This is a genomic window from Saccharopolyspora galaxeae (assembly GCF_016526145.1).
Taxonomy (GTDB): domain Bacteria; phylum Actinomycetota; class Actinomycetes; order Mycobacteriales; family Pseudonocardiaceae; genus Saccharopolyspora_C; species Saccharopolyspora_C galaxeae.
The window spans coordinates 156,064-172,660 of the sequence record NZ_JADDUE010000010.1 but is presented as its reverse complement, the minus strand read 5'-3'; the positions used below and the strand labels follow the sequence as shown (position 1 = coordinate 172,660).

General features: G+C 70.2%; 15 protein-coding genes. 7 read left to right on the top strand and 8 right to left on the bottom strand.

Annotation, left to right across the window (positions count from 1 at the left end):
• Positions 1 to 86 precede the first annotated feature (86 nt).
• The 3 genes from tatA to INP57_RS22525 all read right to left on the bottom strand — a co-directional run bounded on the left by tatA (position 87) and on the right by INP57_RS22525 (position 1,247).
• Complete coding sequence (gene tatA, locus INP57_RS22535) at positions 87 to 281, bottom strand: Sec-independent protein translocase subunit TatA (RefSeq protein WP_200072303.1); 195 nt, start codon at positions 279 to 281, stop codon at positions 87 to 89.
• Positions 282 to 347: 66 nt separating this feature from the next.
• Positions 348 to 620 (bottom strand): GlsB/YeaQ/YmgE family stress response membrane protein, encoded by a 273-nt coding sequence (locus tag INP57_RS22530; protein WP_200072302.1) that lies wholly within the window; start codon positions 618 to 620, stop codon positions 348 to 350.
• A 135-nt stretch (positions 621 to 755) separates the two neighbouring features.
• Positions 756 to 1,247, bottom strand: coding sequence for a carboxymuconolactone decarboxylase family protein (locus INP57_RS22525; protein ID WP_200072301.1), 492 nt, complete (start codon positions 1,245 to 1,247; stop codon positions 756 to 758).
• Positions 1,248 to 1,475: 228 nt separating this feature from the next.
• On the opposite strand from INP57_RS22525, the gene INP57_RS22520 reads away from it, so the two are divergent.
• Complete coding sequence (locus INP57_RS22520) at positions 1,476 to 2,219, top strand: SDR family NAD(P)-dependent oxidoreductase (protein ID WP_200072300.1); 744 nt, start codon at positions 1,476 to 1,478, stop codon at positions 2,217 to 2,219.
• A gap of 4 nt (positions 2,220 to 2,223) precedes the next feature.
• On the opposite strand, the gene INP57_RS22515 is transcribed toward INP57_RS22520, so the two are convergent.
• Positions 2,224 to 2,931, bottom strand: a complete 708-nt coding sequence (locus INP57_RS22515; RefSeq protein ID WP_200072299.1) for an enoyl-CoA hydratase — start codon at positions 2,929 to 2,931, stop codon at positions 2,224 to 2,226.
• 155 nt (positions 2,932 to 3,086) lie between these two features.
• On the opposite strand from INP57_RS22515, the gene INP57_RS22510 reads away from it, so the two are divergent.
• Positions 3,087 to 3,776 (top strand): DUF4232 domain-containing protein, encoded by a 690-nt coding sequence (locus tag INP57_RS22510; protein WP_200072298.1) that lies wholly within the window; start codon positions 3,087 to 3,089, stop codon positions 3,774 to 3,776.
• A 135-nt stretch (positions 3,777 to 3,911) separates the two neighbouring features.
• On the opposite strand, the gene INP57_RS22505 is transcribed toward INP57_RS22510, so the two are convergent.
• Complete coding sequence (locus INP57_RS22505; protein WP_200072297.1) at positions 3,912 to 4,901, bottom strand: TerC/Alx family metal homeostasis membrane protein; 990 nt, start codon at positions 4,899 to 4,901, stop codon at positions 3,912 to 3,914.
• 347 nt (positions 4,902 to 5,248) lie between these two features.
• Between INP57_RS22505 and htpG the strand changes: the two genes are divergently transcribed.
• Entirely contained in the window at positions 5,249 to 7,144 is a 1,896-nt protein-coding gene (gene htpG, locus INP57_RS22500; RefSeq protein WP_200072296.1) for a molecular chaperone HtpG, read from the top strand.
• Positions 7,145 to 7,268: 124 nt separating this feature from the next.
• Here htpG and INP57_RS22495 read toward each other — a convergent pair whose 3' ends face one another.
• Both INP57_RS22495 and INP57_RS22490 read right to left on the bottom strand, forming a co-directional pair.
• Entirely contained in the window at positions 7,269 to 8,459 is a 1,191-nt protein-coding gene (locus INP57_RS22495) for a DUF418 domain-containing protein (protein ID WP_307850218.1), read from the bottom strand.
• Between the two features lie 454 nt (positions 8,460 to 8,913).
• The gene (locus tag INP57_RS22490) at positions 8,914 to 9,798 is read right to left on the bottom strand and encodes an alpha/beta hydrolase family protein (protein WP_200072294.1); all 885 of its coding nucleotides are present in this window, start codon (positions 9,796 to 9,798) and stop codon (positions 8,914 to 8,916) included.
• A 218-nt stretch (positions 9,799 to 10,016) separates the two neighbouring features.
• Here INP57_RS22490 and INP57_RS22485 point away from each other — a divergent pair, with 218 nt between their 5' ends.
• The 4 genes from INP57_RS22485 (at position 10,017) to INP57_RS22470 (ending at position 14,228) form a co-directional block, all read left to right on the top strand.
• Entirely contained in the window at positions 10,017 to 10,607 is a 591-nt protein-coding gene (locus tag INP57_RS22485; RefSeq protein ID WP_200072293.1) for a TetR/AcrR family transcriptional regulator, read from the top strand.
• Between the two features lie 135 nt (positions 10,608 to 10,742).
• Positions 10,743 to 11,624 carry a DMT family transporter gene (locus tag INP57_RS22480; protein WP_200072292.1) on the top strand — a complete coding sequence of 294 codons (882 nt, stop codon included), beginning with the start codon at positions 10,743 to 10,745 and terminating at the stop codon, positions 11,622 to 11,624.
• A 94-nt stretch (positions 11,625 to 11,718) separates the two neighbouring features.
• Positions 11,719 to 13,263: a phospholipase D family protein gene (locus INP57_RS22475; protein ID WP_307850216.1), complete on the top strand. Its 1,545-nt coding sequence runs from the start codon at positions 11,719 to 11,721 to the stop codon at positions 13,261 to 13,263.
• Between the two features lie 170 nt (positions 13,264 to 13,433).
• Entirely contained in the window at positions 13,434 to 14,228 is a 795-nt protein-coding gene (locus tag INP57_RS22470) for an NPP1 family protein (protein WP_200072291.1), read from the top strand.
• 69 nt (positions 14,229 to 14,297) lie between these two features.
• On the opposite strand, the gene INP57_RS22465 is transcribed toward INP57_RS22470, so the two are convergent.
• Positions 14,298 to 16,592, bottom strand: a complete 2,295-nt coding sequence (locus INP57_RS22465; protein ID WP_200072290.1) for a xanthine dehydrogenase family protein molybdopterin-binding subunit — start codon at positions 16,590 to 16,592, stop codon at positions 14,298 to 14,300.
• Positions 16,593 to 16,597 lie beyond the last annotated feature (5 nt).

The following is a 16,597-nucleotide window of genomic DNA, read 5'->3' as shown; positions in this document are numbered from 1 at the left end:
CTTTCGGCCGGCGTCGAGCGGGCCGTTCACTCCGGAAATCCGGGGTGCGCACCGATCCGCGCACCGCTGCCCGGTGCCGGTCCTGATCAGGACGTCTGCTGCGCGCCGGGTGAGTCCTGCTGCGCGGCGTTCTCGTCCTCGCGCAGTCCGCGGGATTCGGCCTTGAGGATGCGGGCGGAACGGCCCAGGGATCGCGCGATCTCCGGCAGCTTCGCCGAGCCGAACAGCAGCGCGACCACGACCAGGACGACCAGCCAGTGCGAGGGTGCGAGCTCACCCATGTCGGAACACTCCTTCGACGATTGCGCGGGGCGTGCGCGGAGCACCCGCGCACGCCCCGCCGATGATCAGTCGCGCGCGCGGCGCTTGCGGCCGGTCACCTGGTTGTAGATCACCAGCACGACGATCGCGCCGATGATCGACCCGATCCAGCCCGTCGGCTCGAAACCACGCAGGCCCACGGTGAGCAGTCCGGCGAGGAAGCCGCCCACCACCGAGCCGACCACACCCAGGACGATGGTCATCAGCAGCCCGATGTCGTCCTTGCCCGGCACGACCGCGCGGGCGATGAAGCCCGCGATCAGGCCGAACACGATCCATCCGAGGATGGTCCACAGCATCGCCTTCTCCTCACGTTCCCGGCGCTTTCCGCTGCACGATACTGCCGCCGGTGCAGCGGTGATCGCGTCGCCCGGAGGTGTGGCGGTACAACTCGGGCACCAAGGCACGGACCCGAACGCCGCGACAGGTAACGGTCATTTGCCACCTGAATGGTAGTGCCCGGGCACGTTGCGCGCCGTCACGCTGAGCCGGTTCCAGACGTTGATCGAGGCGATGGCCGCGATCAGGTGCGCCAGCTCGGTCTCGTCGTAGTGCTCGGCCGCGCGCTCGTAGACCTCGTCCGGGACGAAGCCTTCGGTGAGCACGGTGACCGCCTCGGTCAGCTCGATCGCGGCGATCTCCTTGGGCGTGTAGAAGTGCTTGGACTCCTCCCACGCGGACAGCTGCACGATGCGCTGCACCGACTCGCCCGCGGCGAGCGCGTCCTTGGTGTGCATGTCCAGGCAGAACGCGCAGTGGTTCAGCTGCGATGCGCGGATCCGGACCAGCTCGAGCACGGTCGGGTCGACGCCCTTGCTGACCGCGGCTTCCAGTTGCGCGACGCTGCGGTAGACCTCGGGCGCCAGTTTCCTGATGTTGAGGCGGGGCTCGTGTTCCGGCACGCGGTCCTGGGCGGAGTTCGTCATGCACCCGACGGTAGGCGCGGCCACGGCTGCCGCGTGGTCCACTTCGGCGATTCGACGCTGGACCAGTTGAACGGGTGATCTTGAACTCGTGTGATCACGCACCGTGATTTTCCCGCGGGATGCACGAGCCCCTCGCGGCACGGCGCCGAGCGGCCCGCCGGACGACCTTGACACCTCCCCATCGCCGACTAATGATGATAATCATTGCCCGGGTCGAAGGGAGCGGCGATGGCGCCGGAACTCACCGACGAGGTAGCCCTGGTCACCGGCGGCGCCTCCGGCATCGGCGCGGCCTGCGCCCGTGCACTGTCGGCGGCCGGAGCCCGCGTGGTGATCGCGGATCGGTCCGCGGAGGCCGCAGCGGCGCTGGCGGACGAACTCGGCGAACGCGCCCTGGCCACCGCCGCCGACGTGGGCTCCGAGGAAGGCGCCGAGGCGATGGTCCGCGCCGCCGTCGAGCACTTCGGCAGGCTGGACCTGGCGGTCAACAGCGCAGGCGTCGGCGTGCCGGACGACTCCCCGGTCGCCGAAGTCGGGCTGGCCGCCTGGCGGCAGGTCACCTCGGTCAACCTCGACGGCGTCTTCCTGAGCATGCGCGCGGAAATCCCGCCGATGCTCGAACGCGGCGGTTCGATCGTGAACATCGCCAGCGTGCTCGGTTCGGTCGCCGTGCGCGGCGCTTCGCCCTACGTCGCGGCCAAGCACGGCGTGGTGGGGCTGACCAAGTCCGCGGCCCTGGAGTACGCCGAGCAGGGCGTGCGGGTGAACGCGATCGGGCCGGGCTTCATCGACACTCCCCTGCTGTCCGCGCACAACGGCGACGCCTACGAGCGGATCGCCACCGCGCATCCCGTCGGGCGGCTGGGCACGCCGGACGAGATCGCGCAGGCCGTGCTGTTCGTGCTCTCCCCCGGCGCGTCGTTCCTGACCGGTGCCTACGTGCCGGTGGACGGGGGCTATCTGTCCTGGTGAGCGGCTACTCGCCGCGGAATTCGGGAGTGCGGCGCTGCTCCCGCGCGCGCCTTGCCTCCGCGGCGTCCGCGCTGGACCAGCACGCGTCGTACAGGGCCTCGGCGTCCGGGCCGTCGTTGAGCACCGCCTTGGCGTAGCGCAGGCTCAGCGGAGCCATCGCGCCGACCTCGTCCGACCAGGCCAGCGCCGTGTCGAGGTCGCCGAGCCGGTCCACCATCCCGCGCTGGTGCGCGGTGGCCGCATCGAGCCGGTCGGCACCGAGCAGCATCGAACGCGCCGGTCCGCCACCGGCCAGCAGCGCGAGCCGCCGGATCGTCCAGGGATCCACCGCGAGACCGTTCTTGGCCGTCGGCACCGAGAAGAACGCCTCCGGCGCTGCCACGCGCAGATCGCTCGCGAGCGCGAGCTGGGTTCCCGCGCCCACGGCCGGGCCGTTCACCGCGGCGATCACCGGCACCGGCGCCCGCACGATCGCTTGCAGCGCGGCGTAGAGCGCGTCGCGGAAGGTCTCGCCGTAGACCCCGTCCAGGTCGGCACCGGCGCAGAAAGTGCTGCCACCGCCGGAAAGCACCAGCGCCCGCGCCCCCTCCTCCACTGTGGACTCGACGGCTTCGCGCAGCTGCTCGCAGTGCTGCAGGTCGAGCGCGTTGCGCCGCTCGTCGCGGTCGATGACGATCAGCGCAGTGCGACCGCGCAGCTCTGAAGTGATCATGCGTTCCCTTCCCGCCGAACCGGCCGACAGTGCACCATCGCCTGCGGCGGATCCGGCCGCGGTATTGGCGAACGTCACATCGCCGCCGCCGCACAACCTCCGCACCCGCCGATACGTCTACGAAGTGAACGGACGGACCTGAACGGGGTGGCAAGATGCGCAGGATCGCTGGACATACCGCGATGATCGGGCGTACCGCGATGATGACGGGAGTGCTGGCCGCGGGATTCGCGCTGGCCGGATGCGGCGCGCCCCCGGACGGCGGGCAGGTCGACATCCCGGCCGCGGTGCCGAATCCGGGCGCGCAGCAGAGCCCCGCTCCGCCGCCGGGCACCACTGCCCCGCCGAGCGATCCGGCCTCGGGCGGCGAGGCACCGACGAGCGCGGAGCAGCAGGCCGGCGGTTCGCAGCCGGAGGCTCCGGCGAAACCGGACAACTGCACGGCCGGCGAGCTGGAGGTCTCGCTCAGCCGCGGCGACAGCGGGATGGGGCACACCAACAGCGACCTGCGGTTCACCAACAACGGCGACCGGGCCTGCACGCTGCAGGGCTCGCCCGGGGTTTCGTTCGTCGCCGGGGACTCCGGCCAGCAGATCGGCGAACCCGCCGAACGCGCCCCGAAATCCGAGGGACAGCTGATCACGCTGCAACCGGGCGAGTCGGCTTCAAGCCCGCTGAGCATCGCCAAGTCCGGCATGTACTCCCCCGACGAATGCCGGCCGCAGGCGGTGCGCGGGCTGCGCGTCTACGCGCCCGGCGACACGGCCTCGATGTTCGTCGAGCACGAGCAGCAGGCCTGCTCGACGCCGACACAGCCGCAGCTCACCGTCGAGGTCGTGCGCTGACCTGCCGCAACGGCCACGCCGGAAGCGGAGTTCGACGAACACCCGCTCCAGCACAGGTCCGGCCATGACTCGGGGGCGACGCCCGATGCCCGGCAGCGCGCGGACGGCGGCAGCCGGGCACCTCGGACGCCTCGCTCAGTGCGAGTCGGAGGCCGCTTCGCGGCGGCGGACGGCGAGGCTGGTCACCGTCACGGTCGCCAGCACCACGATGATCACGCCGAGCGACAGCAGCGTCGGGATCTCCGGCACCGCGGGCCAGACGCCGTGCGCCCAGTGCAGCACCAGCTTCACGCCGATGAAGCCGAGGATGATCGCCAAGCCGTGGTTGAGGTGGGCGAGCTTGGCCAGCGCCGCGTGCAGCACGAAGTACAGCGCCCGCAGGCCCAGCAGCGCGAAGGCGTTGGTGGTGAACACCAGGTACGGGTCCTCGGTGATGCCGTAGACGGCGGGAACCGAGTCGACCGCGAAGACCACGTCCGTGGCGAACACCGCGACCACCACGACCGCCAGCGGCGTCAGCGCGCGCCTGCCGCCTTCGCGCACGGTCAGCTTCGCCTCGCGGTAGTCCTCGGTGACCGGCATCCACTTGCGCAACAGCCGCACCGAACGCATCTCGGAGACGTCGATGCCGAAGTCCGAGCCCTTGACCGCCTCCCGCATGATCTTCACCGCGGTGAGGAACAGGATCGCGCCGAACACCAGGAACGCCCACGTCCCGGCCTGCAGCAGCGCCGCGCCCGCAGCGATGAACACGCCGCGCAGCACCAGCGCACCGACGATCCCGTAGAGCAGGACGCGCTGCTGCAACGCGGCGGGCACCGCGAAGCCGGTCAGCAGCAGCATGAACACGAACAGGTTGTCGACCGACAGCGACTTCTCCACCACGAAGCCGGTCAGGAACTCCAGCGCCTGCGGGCCGCCGAACCAGGCCCACAGGCCGAGCCCGAACACCACCGGAAGCAGCAGGTAGAAGATCGACCAGCCGACCGCTTCGCGCAGCCGCACCTCGTGCGGGCGGCGGGTCACGACGAAATCCGCCACCAGCAGGACCAGCAGCACCACGATGCTCACGCCCCACAGGGATGGTGAGCCGATCGACTGCGCCTGCGCCAGGACCGGGGACAACGGGCCTCCTCGAAATAAGGTCCGAGGTCTCCTTCACCCGCTGGCGGGCGGCCGCCCGGGAACACCGCCGGGTGTCCGTACTGACCGGGCCTGCCTAGTGAAGTACTCCCCTCGGATGCAGATTTTGCCCGAATCGTCCCAGTATTGCCAAGAGCGCGCGTGATCCGGAGTCCGAGATCACAGCCGCCGGCCGCGCCCGCGGCACCCCGCATTCCACAGTGGACGCCGATGGATCTGCGGAGGGGCCGGATCCGAGATGTGCCCCGGTCAGTAACCTGGCCCGCCGGGGCGAGGCAGCACTCCCCGTTTGCAAGATCCGGGAAGTCACAGGTCAGAGAGGGGACTCAATGAGCACACAGGTGGAGACGGCCGAGTTCCAAGCGGAGTCGCGCAAGCTGCTCCAGCTGGTGATCCACGCGATCTACTCGAACAAGGACGTCTTCCTGCGGGAACTGATCTCCAACTCCTCGGACGCGCTGGACAAGCTGCGGCTGTCCGCGTTCCAGGACAAGGAGCTGGCGGTCGACACCTCGGACCTGCACGTCCTGCTGGAAGCCGACCGGGAGCAGCGCACCCTGACCGTCCGGGACAACGGCATCGGGATGTCGCGCGACGAGGTCCGCGAGCTGATCGGCACCATCGCCAAGTCGGGCACCGCCGAACTGCTGGAGAAGCTCGGCGAGACCTCCGACGCCGCGGACGCCCAGGAGCTGATCGGGCAGTTCGGGCTCGGCTTCTACTCCAGCTTCATGGTCGCCGACAAGGTCACGCTGGTGACCCGCAAGGCGGGCGAGGACACCGCGACCCGCTGGGAGTCCACCGGCGAGGACACCTACACCATCGAGCAGGTCGACGACGCCCCGCAGGGCACCTCGGTCACCCTGCACCTCAAGCAGGAGGACCAGGACGACCGGCTGCTGGACTACACCGACTCCGCGACGCTGACCCGGATCGTCAAGCGCTACTCGGACTTCATCTCCTGGCCGATCCGGATGGAGGTGGAGCAGCCCAGCGCCGAGGGTGAGCCGACCCGCGAGCTGCAGACCGTGAACTCGATGAAGGCCCTGTGGGCGCGCCCCAAGGAGGAGGTCGCCCAGGAGGAATACACCGAGTTCTACAAGCACATCAGCCACGACTGGGCCGCCCCGCTGGAGACCGTGCACCTGCGGGCCGAAGGCACCTTCGAGTACCAGGCGCTGCTGTTCCTGCCGGCGAACGCGCCGTTCGACCTGTTCATGCGGGACCAGAAGCGCGGCGTGCAGCTCTACGTCAAGCGCGTGTTCATCATGGACGACTGCGAAGAGCTAATGCCGGAGTACCTGCGCTTCGTCAAGGGCGTGGTCGACGCGCAGGACCTGTCGCTGAACGTTTCCCGCGAGATCCTGCAGCAGGACCGCCGGATCCAGATGATGCGGCGGCGGCTGGTCAAGCGGGTGCTGACCACGATCCAGGAGATGCAGGAGACGGATCGGGAGAAGTACGGCAAGTTCTGGGGCCAGTTCGGCCAGGCGCTCAAGGAAGGTCTGGTCAACGATCCGGACAACGCGCAGCTGATCCTGGACATCGCGTCGTTCGAATCGACCAGGGACGCCAGCGAGCAGACGACGCTGCGCGAATACGTCGAGCGGATGCCCGAGGGCCAGGACAGCATCTACTACATCACCGGTGCTTCCCGGGACAAGGTGGAGAACTCCCCGCACATCGAGGCGTTCCGGGACAAGGGCCTGGAGGTGCTGCTGCTGACCGACCCGGTCGACGAGATGTGGGTCGAGTCGGTCACCGAGTTCGACGGCAAGCCGTTCCAGTCGGTCACCAAGGGCGACGTGGACCTCGACGAGAACTCCGAGGACGCCGAGCAGCAGCGCAACGACTTCGCCGACCTGCTGTCCTGGATGAGCACCACGTTGCAGGACGAGGTCAAGGAAGTCCGGCTCTCGCACCGGTTGAGCACGTCCCCGGCCTGCATCGTCGGCGACTCCACCGACATGACGCCGACGCTGGAGAAGATGTACCGGGCGATGGGGCAGCAGCTGCCGCCGGTCAAGCGGATCCTGGAGCTGAACCCGGCGCACCCGCTGGTGAGCGGGCTGCGGGCGTCCTACGACTCGGACGGTGACAAGCCCGAGCTGGTCGAGACCGCGCAGCTGGTGCACGGCATGGCGCTGCTGGCCGAGGGCGGCGAGCTGCAGGACCCGGCGAAGTTCACCTCGCTGCTGGCGAACCGGCTGGCCCAGGGGCTCTGAGGCGGTTCGCCGCCCGGTCCTCGGGGTTCCGGCGTGACCCCGCAGGCCGCAGGTTTCCACGACGAACGGCCGGAGAGCGATGTGCTCTCCGGCCGTTGCTTTTCGGTCGTGCGGGGAACTCCGTTCAGCTGCGCGACATCCGCGCCGGTGCGATCGACGCCTGGTGCAGCACCCATTCCAGCGGGCCGCGCCCAAGCAGCTTGCGCCACGCGGTGCAGAACACCAGCGTCACGGCCACCAGCACCAGCCACGGCAGGTAGCTGTACCCGCTGCTCATCACCTCCTGCAGCTGCTTCACGCCGAACGCCTTGAGCGCCAGCAGGTGCCCGGCGTAGGCAGTCAGCGCGAGCGCGCCGACCGACGCCAACGGCGTCAACGCCCCGCGCAGCCGTTCGGCGAACAGGCACAGCCCGAGCACCGCCATCGCCACTCCCGAAGCACCGACGATCTCGAACGGCGTGCCGCTGTGCGCACCGCTGGAGAACAACCACAACGCGCTGGTGGTGGGCACGTGCCCGTAGCTGGAGCTCATCACGATGTCCAGCAACTGCGGCGGGAGTCCGGGCGGAAGGATCGCCAGCAGCGATTCGCGGACGCCGAACACGTTCATCGCCAGCCACGAAGCGCCGTACCCGAGCACGCCGAGCCCCGCACCGAGCACCACGATCTTGCCCCGCATGGCACGCAGGTCGAGCCTGCCCAGTGCCATCCCGACCAGCACGAACGGCAACCAGGTCAGCACCGGGTAGGCACCGGTGAGCAGCAGGCTGTGCAACAGGGTCCAAAGTCCCGTGCCCGAGCCGAAGTCGCCGAAGCTGGGAACGTAGCCGATCATGTTCGTCTCGATGCCCTGGCGCAGCACGAACGACAGCAACGGGCCGCCGATCGCGAACACCGCGGCCAGTACCGCCAAGGTGGTACTGCGCACCCGCAACAGCGGGATGCTGACCAGGAACAGCACGCCGTAGAAGGACAGGATGACCATCGCGGGTGTCTGCAGGCTGGTCAGCGCCAACCCGAGCACGAACAGCAGCACCGCGCGCACGGCGATGCGCACCCGCGACATCCGCATCCGGTCCCCGGTGTACGGCTGCGAACCGCCGCTGAGCAGGGCGATCGACACGCCGGCCAGCACCGCGAACAGCGCGGCCGCCCGGCCTTCGACCAGGCTGAACAACCAGCCGCCCGACATGGTGTGCGCCGCGAACATGCCGAACACGGCGAGCGCGCGGGCCACGTCCAGCCCGACGAGCCGGGCGGTCGGCGGGGACGGTTGAACGGAGTTCCGGTTCAAAGCAATGGTCGTTGCATCCACACCACGATGATCACCGGCCGGTGCGGGCCGGCGGATCGACTCACCGGCCGCCGCGGGTAGCACTTTGGGTCGGATCGATCTCGTGCTTCCGGCCATCCCGCGCTCGCAGATCCGGCAACGGCACGACGCGGTGTCCCGCCGCGTGCGATCCGGACCGTCCGGCGACCGCTACCCGATGGCCTCCGATGCCTTGCGGCAAAACGAAATTCGGCGTGCGTGCCTGCCGGTCGGGAGGTCGCCCCGCGGCACGGGTGTCCGAACAGGACGATCCGCGCGAACCGGCGCCGCGGCGCACCCGCGAGCGCGGCGAAGCCGGTCGGCCGGGGACCGTGCAGGCCGGTGAACGTGGGCCGACCGGCCGCCGCACGCCGGTGCGGGCGAACGGCGGCCGGTTGTTGCGCACTCGCCGGAGCCGTTCGATCGGTGCACCCGGAACGCGCGGCGGCCGACCGGGTCAGTACGGACAGGTCGCCCGGTAATCGGAGATCTCGGGGTCCTGCGGCGGCGGGCACAGGAACCGGTCGTAGCGGGTGTCGTCGTCCAGGAACCGCTTGAGCCAGGCGATGCTGGACTTGGCGATCGTGGTGTCGTCCCTGTTGGGTGCGAAGTGGCTCGCCCCGGCCAGTTCCAGGTAGGCCTTGCCGGGGTCGTCCGGCAGGCTCTCGTAGAAGGGCTCGGAGTGCTGGGCGACCGGTGCGACGGTGTCGTTCTGCGCACCGATGATCATCGTCGGGGTTCGCACCCCGGAGAAATCCTTGACCGTGTTCCACGGGGTCATCGGGATCGCCGCCTTGAGGCCGGGGTCGTCCAGCGCGGCCTGCAGCGCGCCGCCGCCGCCCATCGAATGGCCCATCACGCCGAGCCGGGCCGGGTCGATCCGATCCTGCACCTCGCTGCTGCCGGTGAGGTAGTCCAGCGAGGCCGCCAGCTGCTCGGCGCGGGAATCCGGCCGGTCGCTCGTCGTGATCGTGTCGATGGTGAACACCACGAACCCCTGCGAGGCCAGTCGCGGTCCGAGCCAGGCGAGGGTCTCCTGGCCGGCGGTGTATCCCGGGGCGATGGTCACCGCGGAGAACGTCCCCTCGGAGGTGTCGGTCGGGTAGTAGATCGTCCCGCCCCCGAAGCCCTCGACGGTGCTGCGCGGCACGGTCTCGCGGTCGATCTCGAACGGGCCGGTCGGCGCGGTGATGCTTTCCTCGGTCGGCGCCGGTCCGTGGATGGTGGCCGGCTCGGCGGCCCGGGCCAGCGTGACGCTGCTCGTGAGCAGCCCCAGCACGGCGGTGGTGACGATCAGTGCGCGTCGTAATCGGGACGGATGCGTGGACAGCGCTGTTGTCATGTGTCGCCCTTCGCAGAAGGCGCCCGGGGATCCGGGTGCGCGGATGTGTCCGTTGCGGAACTGCGCTTGGCCTGCCGAGCGAGCCGGAACGCGCCGGGCCCGATCGCCCTGCCACGCCGGATTCCGGGCGCTGCCGGCGCCGGACCTCCGGACCCGGCTGAGCCTAAAGTGCCTCTACCAATCGGTCAATCTAGTTTTCCGGCGACTAGCCTGACGGGATGACCGAACGCGTGGACGGCCGAAAGCTGCGCTTCCAGCACCGGTACGGCGAGGTGCTCGACGCCGCCACGGAGCACGCGCTCGACCACGGCCTCGACGACCTGTCGCTGCGCAAGGTCGCGCAGTCGGCCGGGGTCAGCCACGCGACGCTGGTGCACCACTTCGAGTCCAAGGACCGGCTGGTGGCCGAGATCGTGCAGCGCGTGCTGGCCGACATCCTCACCGTCCCCGACCTGCCGCCCGGCGACCCGGACCCGCTGCGGGTGATCTGGCGCAGGGCGACCGCCGAAAGCGGCCGACGCTACGTCCGGTTGTTCCTGGCGATCACGGGCCAGGCCATGTACGGCGATCCGGCGCTGGCCAAGACCATCGCTGCGTCGATGCGGCGGCGGACCGACCTGATCGCGGCCGGTCTGGTCCGCCACGGGTATCCGGAGCCCCAAGCCCAGACCGCCGCGACGTCCCTGCTCGCCTGCATGCGGGGCCTGTTCGCCGACCTGCTCACCACCGGTGACACCGAACGGGTCGACGCTGCGTTCGAGGACACGGTCTCCGAACTGGAACAACGCATAGCCGACCGGGCGAGCTGAGCTGCCGGCTCGCGCGCGGCACGACGAGCTCCGGCCGCGGCGGGCGCGGTGTTGCTCACTGGTCATCCCCTCGCCGGGAGGCTCCGAACACCGGCAGGCGGTGGTAGCGCCTCGCGTGGTGGGTAGCCCGGGACCGTGCTCGGTGTCCTGCTGATGGTCGTGGCGGCGTTTCTCAACGCCGCCGCGTCCGTGTTGCAGCGGCGGGCCGCCAAGGAGGAGCCCGAATCCGCCGGGTTCTCCTGGCAGATGATGTGGGACCTGGCACGGCGCCCGGTGTGGTTCCTCGGCATCTGCACGATGATCTTCGGGTTCCTGCTGCACGCCGTGTCGATCTCGGTGTCCCGGATTTCGCTGGTGCAGCCGCTGCTGGTGACCGAACTGCCGTTCACCCTGCTGCTGGCCTCGTGGGTGTTCCGCGCGCCGCTGCCCCGCGCGGTGCTGTGGGCGATCCTGCTGCAATCGGCCGGGCTCGCGTTGTTCGTGGGCACGCTGTCGCCGACCGGCGGCAATCCGTCCGCGGTTTCCGCGGGGACCTGGGCGCTGGGCATCGCGATCACGGCCGCGATCATCGCGGCGCTCGTCGTGGGCGGATATCGCAGCAGGCTCGAGCACCGCGCCGCGATGCTGGGCGTGGCCACCGGCGTCACGTTCGGGCTGAACTCCTCGCTCATCGCCGGTGTCGGTGCGGCCGTGGAGCGGGGTGCGCCGCTTTTGACCACGTGGCAGACCTACGGGGTGGCGGTGCTCGCGCCGATCTCGTTCTTCCTGCTGCAGAACTCGTTGCAGGCGGGCAACCTCGCCGCCTCGCAGCCGGGCTTCACGCTGATGAACCCGCTGACCTCCGTGGTGTGGGGGCTGGTGGTGTTCGGCGAGCAATCCAGGCAGGGGGTGTTCCTGATCGGCGTGGTGGCCGGAGCTGTGCTCATCGCGATCGGCACCGTGCTGCTGGCGCGCTCGCCACTGCTCGATCCCGAAGCCACGCAGCGGCAGCGCTACGGATCAACCCCACCGGGCTAGTCCGTTCGCAAATTTCCGCGCCGCACGCGTTTCGCGCACGCCGCACTGGGAGATCACCTGTGGGTGGAAATCGACAGGTGGGCCGAAGTGCCCGGTGCGGGAAGGCGAGCACGTGCACGACGCGGAGAAGTGGCTGCTGACCCGCCGCGAGCGCGACAACCCGGCCACCGGACTCGACCGCGGCGACATGGCCTGGTCCCGGGGCAACCTGGTGCGACCGTTGATCGACGGGGTCGAGTACTTCCACCGGCTGCGCGAAGTGCTGGCCGGTCTCGGCCCCGGCGACGAGATCTACTTCGCGGCCTGGACCGGAACCCCCGACGAGACCTTCGGTGCGTCCGGAACCTCCATCGCCGGAATGTTCGCGCGGGCACTGCTCGCCGGGGTTCGCGTGCACGGACTGTTCTGGTGTCCCTACCTGGACGTTCGCAAGGACTTCGTCCCGGAGAACCGGGATTTCGCCGCGCTGCTGCGCAGCCTCGGGGCCTCGGCGGTGCTGGACCAGCGGGTGCGCGCGGCGGGCTCGCACCACCAGAAATTCCTGGTGGTGCGCCGGCCCGGCCGTCCGCAGGACGACGTCGCTTTCATCGGCGGCATCGACCCCTGCCCCAGCCGCTACGACGACCAGGACCACGACGGCGATCCGCAGGTGCAGCAGTCGATCGCACGCGTCTACGGCGAACGACCCGCCTGGCACGACGTTCATCTCGAAATGCGCGGCCCCGCCGTCGCCGAGGTCGAGCACGGGTTCCGGGAACGGTGGAACGACTCGGCATCGCTGCGGCGCATCCCGTTCCGGCTACCGCGGCGCGGCCGCACGGCGTCGAGCACCGCGGAGCTGCCCGCTCAGCAGCCCGCGCCGCCGCGGTGCGGGTCGCATTCCGTGCAACTGCTGCGGACCTACCCGAACAAGATGCCGTCCTATCCCTTCGCACCTCGCGGCGAACGCAGCGTCGCGCACGGGTACCTGAAAGCGCTGCGCAAAGCCCGGCATTTCATCTACGTCGAAGACCAGTTCCTCTGGTCGCCGATGGTCGCCGAGGCGTTCGCGGCCGCGCTCCGCAGCGAACCCCGCCTGCGGCTGATCGCGGTGCTCGCCAGCCGCCCGGACAAGGAAGGCAAAGTGCAGGTCGCGGCCAGCGACGTCGCCCGGGGCAAGGCGGTCGACCTGCTGCGCGCGGCCGGTGGTGACCGGGTCGATCTCTACGAACTGGAACACCCGGCGGGGGTGCCGATCTACGTGCATTCCAAGGTGTGCGTGGTCGACGACGTGTGGGCCACGGTCGGTTCGGCGAACCTCAACCGCCGCTCGTGGACTTACGATTCGGAGCTCAACGCCGCGGTGGTGTCCGAACCGGGCCACTCCTTCGCCGCTGACCTGCGGCGGCGCCTGTGGCTCGAGCACCTGGGCCGGGACGATGACGGCACCGACCTGGCCGATCCCGGGCAGGGCATCGAGACGTTGCGGTATTGCGCTGCCGACTTGGAACGCTGGCACGACGAGGGCCGCCGCGGAGTGCGCCCGCAGGGACGGCTGCGGCGGCACACGCGGCCGGAGACCTCCGCGCTGACGCGCGCGTGGGGCTCGCCGGTGGGTCGCGCGATCATCGACCCGGACGGGCGCCCCGCCGCCCGGTGAAATCCGCTTTTCCCGCAATTCCCAGAATGCGTTGAGGTGCGCTGAACGGCACCACCGGTGAATCCCCCGTGAATGCGCCCGGAAAATTCCGAAGTGCACCCTGGAATTTCCGGTTCCGGCCATTATGCTGCGGCGGGTCACTCCGGCCCGACAGGGAGGTTCCCCTCGTTATGACCTCGCAGCAGCGCCGCGCGCGTCCGAAACGACGACCCAAGATTTCTTTCGCCTTCCGTTCGCTGGTCGGCGCCGGCGTGCTGGTGCTCGCCACGCCGTCGGTGGCGCTGGCCGATCCACCGCAGGCGTTGCCGAGCAGCGTCGCCGACCCGGACGGCGAGTTCCAGCCTGCGTTCGACTACGACGGCGACGGCTGCTACCCCACCCCCGCCATCGGACCGGACGGCACGCCCGCCGAAGGGCTCGAACCGTCCGGTGCGCTCAACGGCAACTGCCACGACGAGTCCGATTTGGACAACACGAATTCCTACGTGCGCGCCAAGTGCAACGCCAACGGCTGGTGCGCCTACCTCTACGACCTGTACTTCGAGAAGGACCAGGCGGTCGAAGGGGTCGACGCCTTCGGGCACCGGCACGACATCGAGCACGTCGTGGTGTGGGTCAACAACGGGCAACCCGAGTACGTCTCGACCTCGGCGCACGGCGACTACTCCACCTACCCGCGCGATCAGGTGTCCTGGGAAGGCAACCACCCCAAGATCGTTTATCACAAGGACGGTGCGGGCACGCACGCGTTCCGGCTGGCCAATGCCGACGAGCAGCCGGAGAACCACCAGGGCACCTGGCAGTACCCGGGCCTGGTGAGCTGGGACAACTTCCCCGACGGGGTCCGGGACAAGCTCACCGGCGCGGACTTCGGCTCCGCCAGCCTGGGCATCTCCGACGGGGCCTTCGAGGACAACCTCGGCAAGGCCAAGCCCGACGAGATCGAGTTCAACCCGAGCGAATGACCGGAATCCGGCCCGGTGCTGCCACATCGGCGAGCGCGCATCGACGAGAGCGACCGGGCCGGTCCCCGCTCACATGAGCTTGTCCAGGGTGATCGGCAGCGAGCGGATGCGCTTGCCGGTCGCGTTGAACACCGCGTTCGCCACCGCCGGTGCGATGCCGGTGAGTCCGACCTCGCCGACGCCCTTGATGCCCAGCGGGTTGAACCGGTCCGGTGCTCCGGCGAAGACCACCTCGTGGTCCGGGACGTCGCCGTTGACCGGCACCAGGTAGTCGGCCAGCGTCGCGTTGGTGATCCGCCCTGTGCCCGGGTCGGTGGCGGTGTCCTCGAACAGCGCCATGCCCAGCCCGCCGACCGCCCCACCGAGGATCTGGCTGCGCGCGGTCTTCTCGTTCACGATCCGCGCGCCGTCGATGGCCGAGACGATCCGCGCCACCCGGATCAGCCCGAGGTCGGTGTCCACCCGGACCTCGACGAACTGCGCACCGAACGCACCCGCGCGGCTCATCGTCCCGTCCTGCTGCTGCGACGGGTCGAACGCGCCGGGCGCGGTCACCTCGGATCGGTCGTGCCTGCGCAGGATCGCCGAATACGGCTCACCGCGCGCCGGATCGCCGATCGCGTGCAGCCGCCCGTCGGTGGCGGTGAGCTGGTCGGCCCGCAACCCGCGCAGCGGCGATGCCGGGTCGTCGGCCACCAGATCCAGCAGCGACTGCCACACCCCGCGCACCGCCGCGTCGACCGCGGCGCCCAATGAACCGGTCAGCCCGGACCCGCCTGCCAGCGAGGCTTGCGGCAGCCGCGAGTCGCCGAGTTCGAAACGCGCGTCCGCGATGCCGAGGCGCTGCGCGGCCAGCTGGGTCATCACGGTGTGCGTGCCCGTGCCGATGTCCGTGGTCGAACTGCGCACCAGGCCGGAACCGTCCGCGCGCACCGTCGCCTCGGCCCGGCAGGGCAGCCCGAACCAGGGGAAGGACGCGCCCGCCACGCCGTGCCCGATCAGGCAGTCGCCGTCGCGCGTCGAGCCGGGTGCCGCGCGGCGCGCGGACCAGCCGAACAACTCCGCACCGCGCCGGTAGCACTCGCGCAGGCCGTTGCTGGACCACGGCAACCCGCTTTCCGGGTCGTTCTCGGCGAAGTTGCGCAACCGCAGCTCGATCGGATCCATGCCGAGCCGGTGCGCCAGTTCGTCGATCGCGCATTCCAGCGCGAAACCGCCCTGCGCCTCGCCGGGCGCGCGCATCGAGCACGGGCCGGGAATGTTCAGTCGCACCCGCTGCTCACCGGCGAAGACGTTCGCGCAGGCGTAGCGGTGCACCGATACCCCGGTCACCGAGTCGGCGTTGTCGTCGTCCACCGCGGCGGTCTGGGTCGAGCGGTGCTCGATCGCCAGCAGCTCGCCGTCCCGGTTCGCGCCGAGCCGCAGCTGCTGCACCGTGCCGGTGCGGTGGCCGACGCCGGTGAACATCTGCGGGCGGGTTAGCACGAGTTTGACCGGCCGCCGCAGCTCGCGCGCCGCGAGCGCGGCGAGGCTCACGTGCGGCCAGGTCCGCAGCCCGGAACCGAACCCGCCGCCGACGTACGGCGCCAGCACCGTGACCGCTTCCGGCGCCAGCCCGAACACCGCGGCCAGCGAGGAGCTCATCGCCGACGGGCCTTGGGTGTTGGTGTGCACGGTCAGCCGCGGGCCGTCCCACTTGGCGACTGCGCTGAACAGGCCCATCGGGTTGTGCGTGTTCGCCGGGGTGGTGAATTCGGCCTCGTAGCGCACTTCCGCGCGAGCCAGCGCGCCGGGAACGTCGCCGCGGGACACGTCCTCGGCTGCGGGTTCGCGGACCGCGGCCGGGTCGTCGATCTCCACCACCGGGTCGGCCGGGGCGTATTCGACGTGGATCAACCCCGCGGCGGCCGTGGCCTGCTCGGGGGTGTCGGCGACGACGACCGCGAGGTATTGGCCGTGGTGCCGGATCCGGTCGTCCTGCAGCGGTGCCGGTGGCTCGCCTTCCGCGCGTGTCAGTTTCGGCGCGTTGCGGTGCGTGAACACGCCGAGGACGCCGGGGGCGGCTGCGGCCTCGCCGGTGTCGATGGCGGTGATCCGGCCCGCGGCGATGGTGGCGCAGGCCAGCGCGGCGTGCGCGGTGCCCGGTTCGGCCGCGTCGTTCGGGTAGTTCGCGGCACCGGCGACCTTCCGGGAGCCGTCGACCCGGTCCCTCCCGGTGCCGATCAGCGGCGGCTCGGGCGGCGCCGGTGGTTCGGCGAGCGCGGTGGAAGCCGCGCCCGGGGCGAGCACGCCGGGCGCGAGCGCTCCGGCACCTGCCACCAACACCCCCGTGCGCAATGCCGTGCGGCGGGAAAACTCAGTCATGGCAC

Excerpts from the sequence above, each read along its gene's own strand:
- INP57_RS22530 (WP_200072302.1), bottom strand. The coding sequence starts at position 620 with ATGCTGTGGACCATCCTCGGATGGATCGTGTTCGGCCTGATCGCGGGC.
- INP57_RS22515 (WP_200072299.1), bottom strand. The coding sequence starts at position 2,931 with ATGATCACTTCAGAGCTGCGCGGTCGCACTGCGCTGATCGTCATCGAC.
- INP57_RS22490 (WP_200072294.1), bottom strand. The coding sequence starts at position 9,798 with ATGACAACAGCGCTGTCCACGCATCCGTCCCGATTACGACGCGCACTG.
- htpG (WP_200072296.1), top strand. The coding sequence starts at position 5,249 with ATGAGCACACAGGTGGAGACGGCCGAGTTCCAAGCGGAGTCGCGCAAG.
- INP57_RS22470 (WP_200072291.1), top strand. The coding sequence starts at position 13,434 with ATGACCTCGCAGCAGCGCCGCGCGCGTCCGAAACGACGACCCAAGATT.
- tatA (WP_200072303.1), bottom strand. The coding sequence starts at position 281 with ATGGGTGAGCTCGCACCCTCGCACTGGCTGGTCGTCCTGGTCGTGGTC.
- INP57_RS22465 (WP_200072290.1), bottom strand. The coding sequence starts at position 16,592 with ATGACTGAGTTTTCCCGCCGCACGGCATTGCGCACGGGGGTGTTGGTG.
- INP57_RS22485 (WP_200072293.1), top strand. The coding sequence starts at position 10,017 with ATGACCGAACGCGTGGACGGCCGAAAGCTGCGCTTCCAGCACCGGTAC.
- INP57_RS22525 (WP_200072301.1), bottom strand. The coding sequence starts at position 1,247 with ATGACGAACTCCGCCCAGGACCGCGTGCCGGAACACGAGCCCCGCCTC.
- INP57_RS22510 (WP_200072298.1), top strand. The coding sequence starts at position 3,087 with ATGCGCAGGATCGCTGGACATACCGCGATGATCGGGCGTACCGCGATG.
- INP57_RS22520 (WP_200072300.1), top strand. The coding sequence starts at position 1,476 with ATGGCGCCGGAACTCACCGACGAGGTAGCCCTGGTCACCGGCGGCGCC.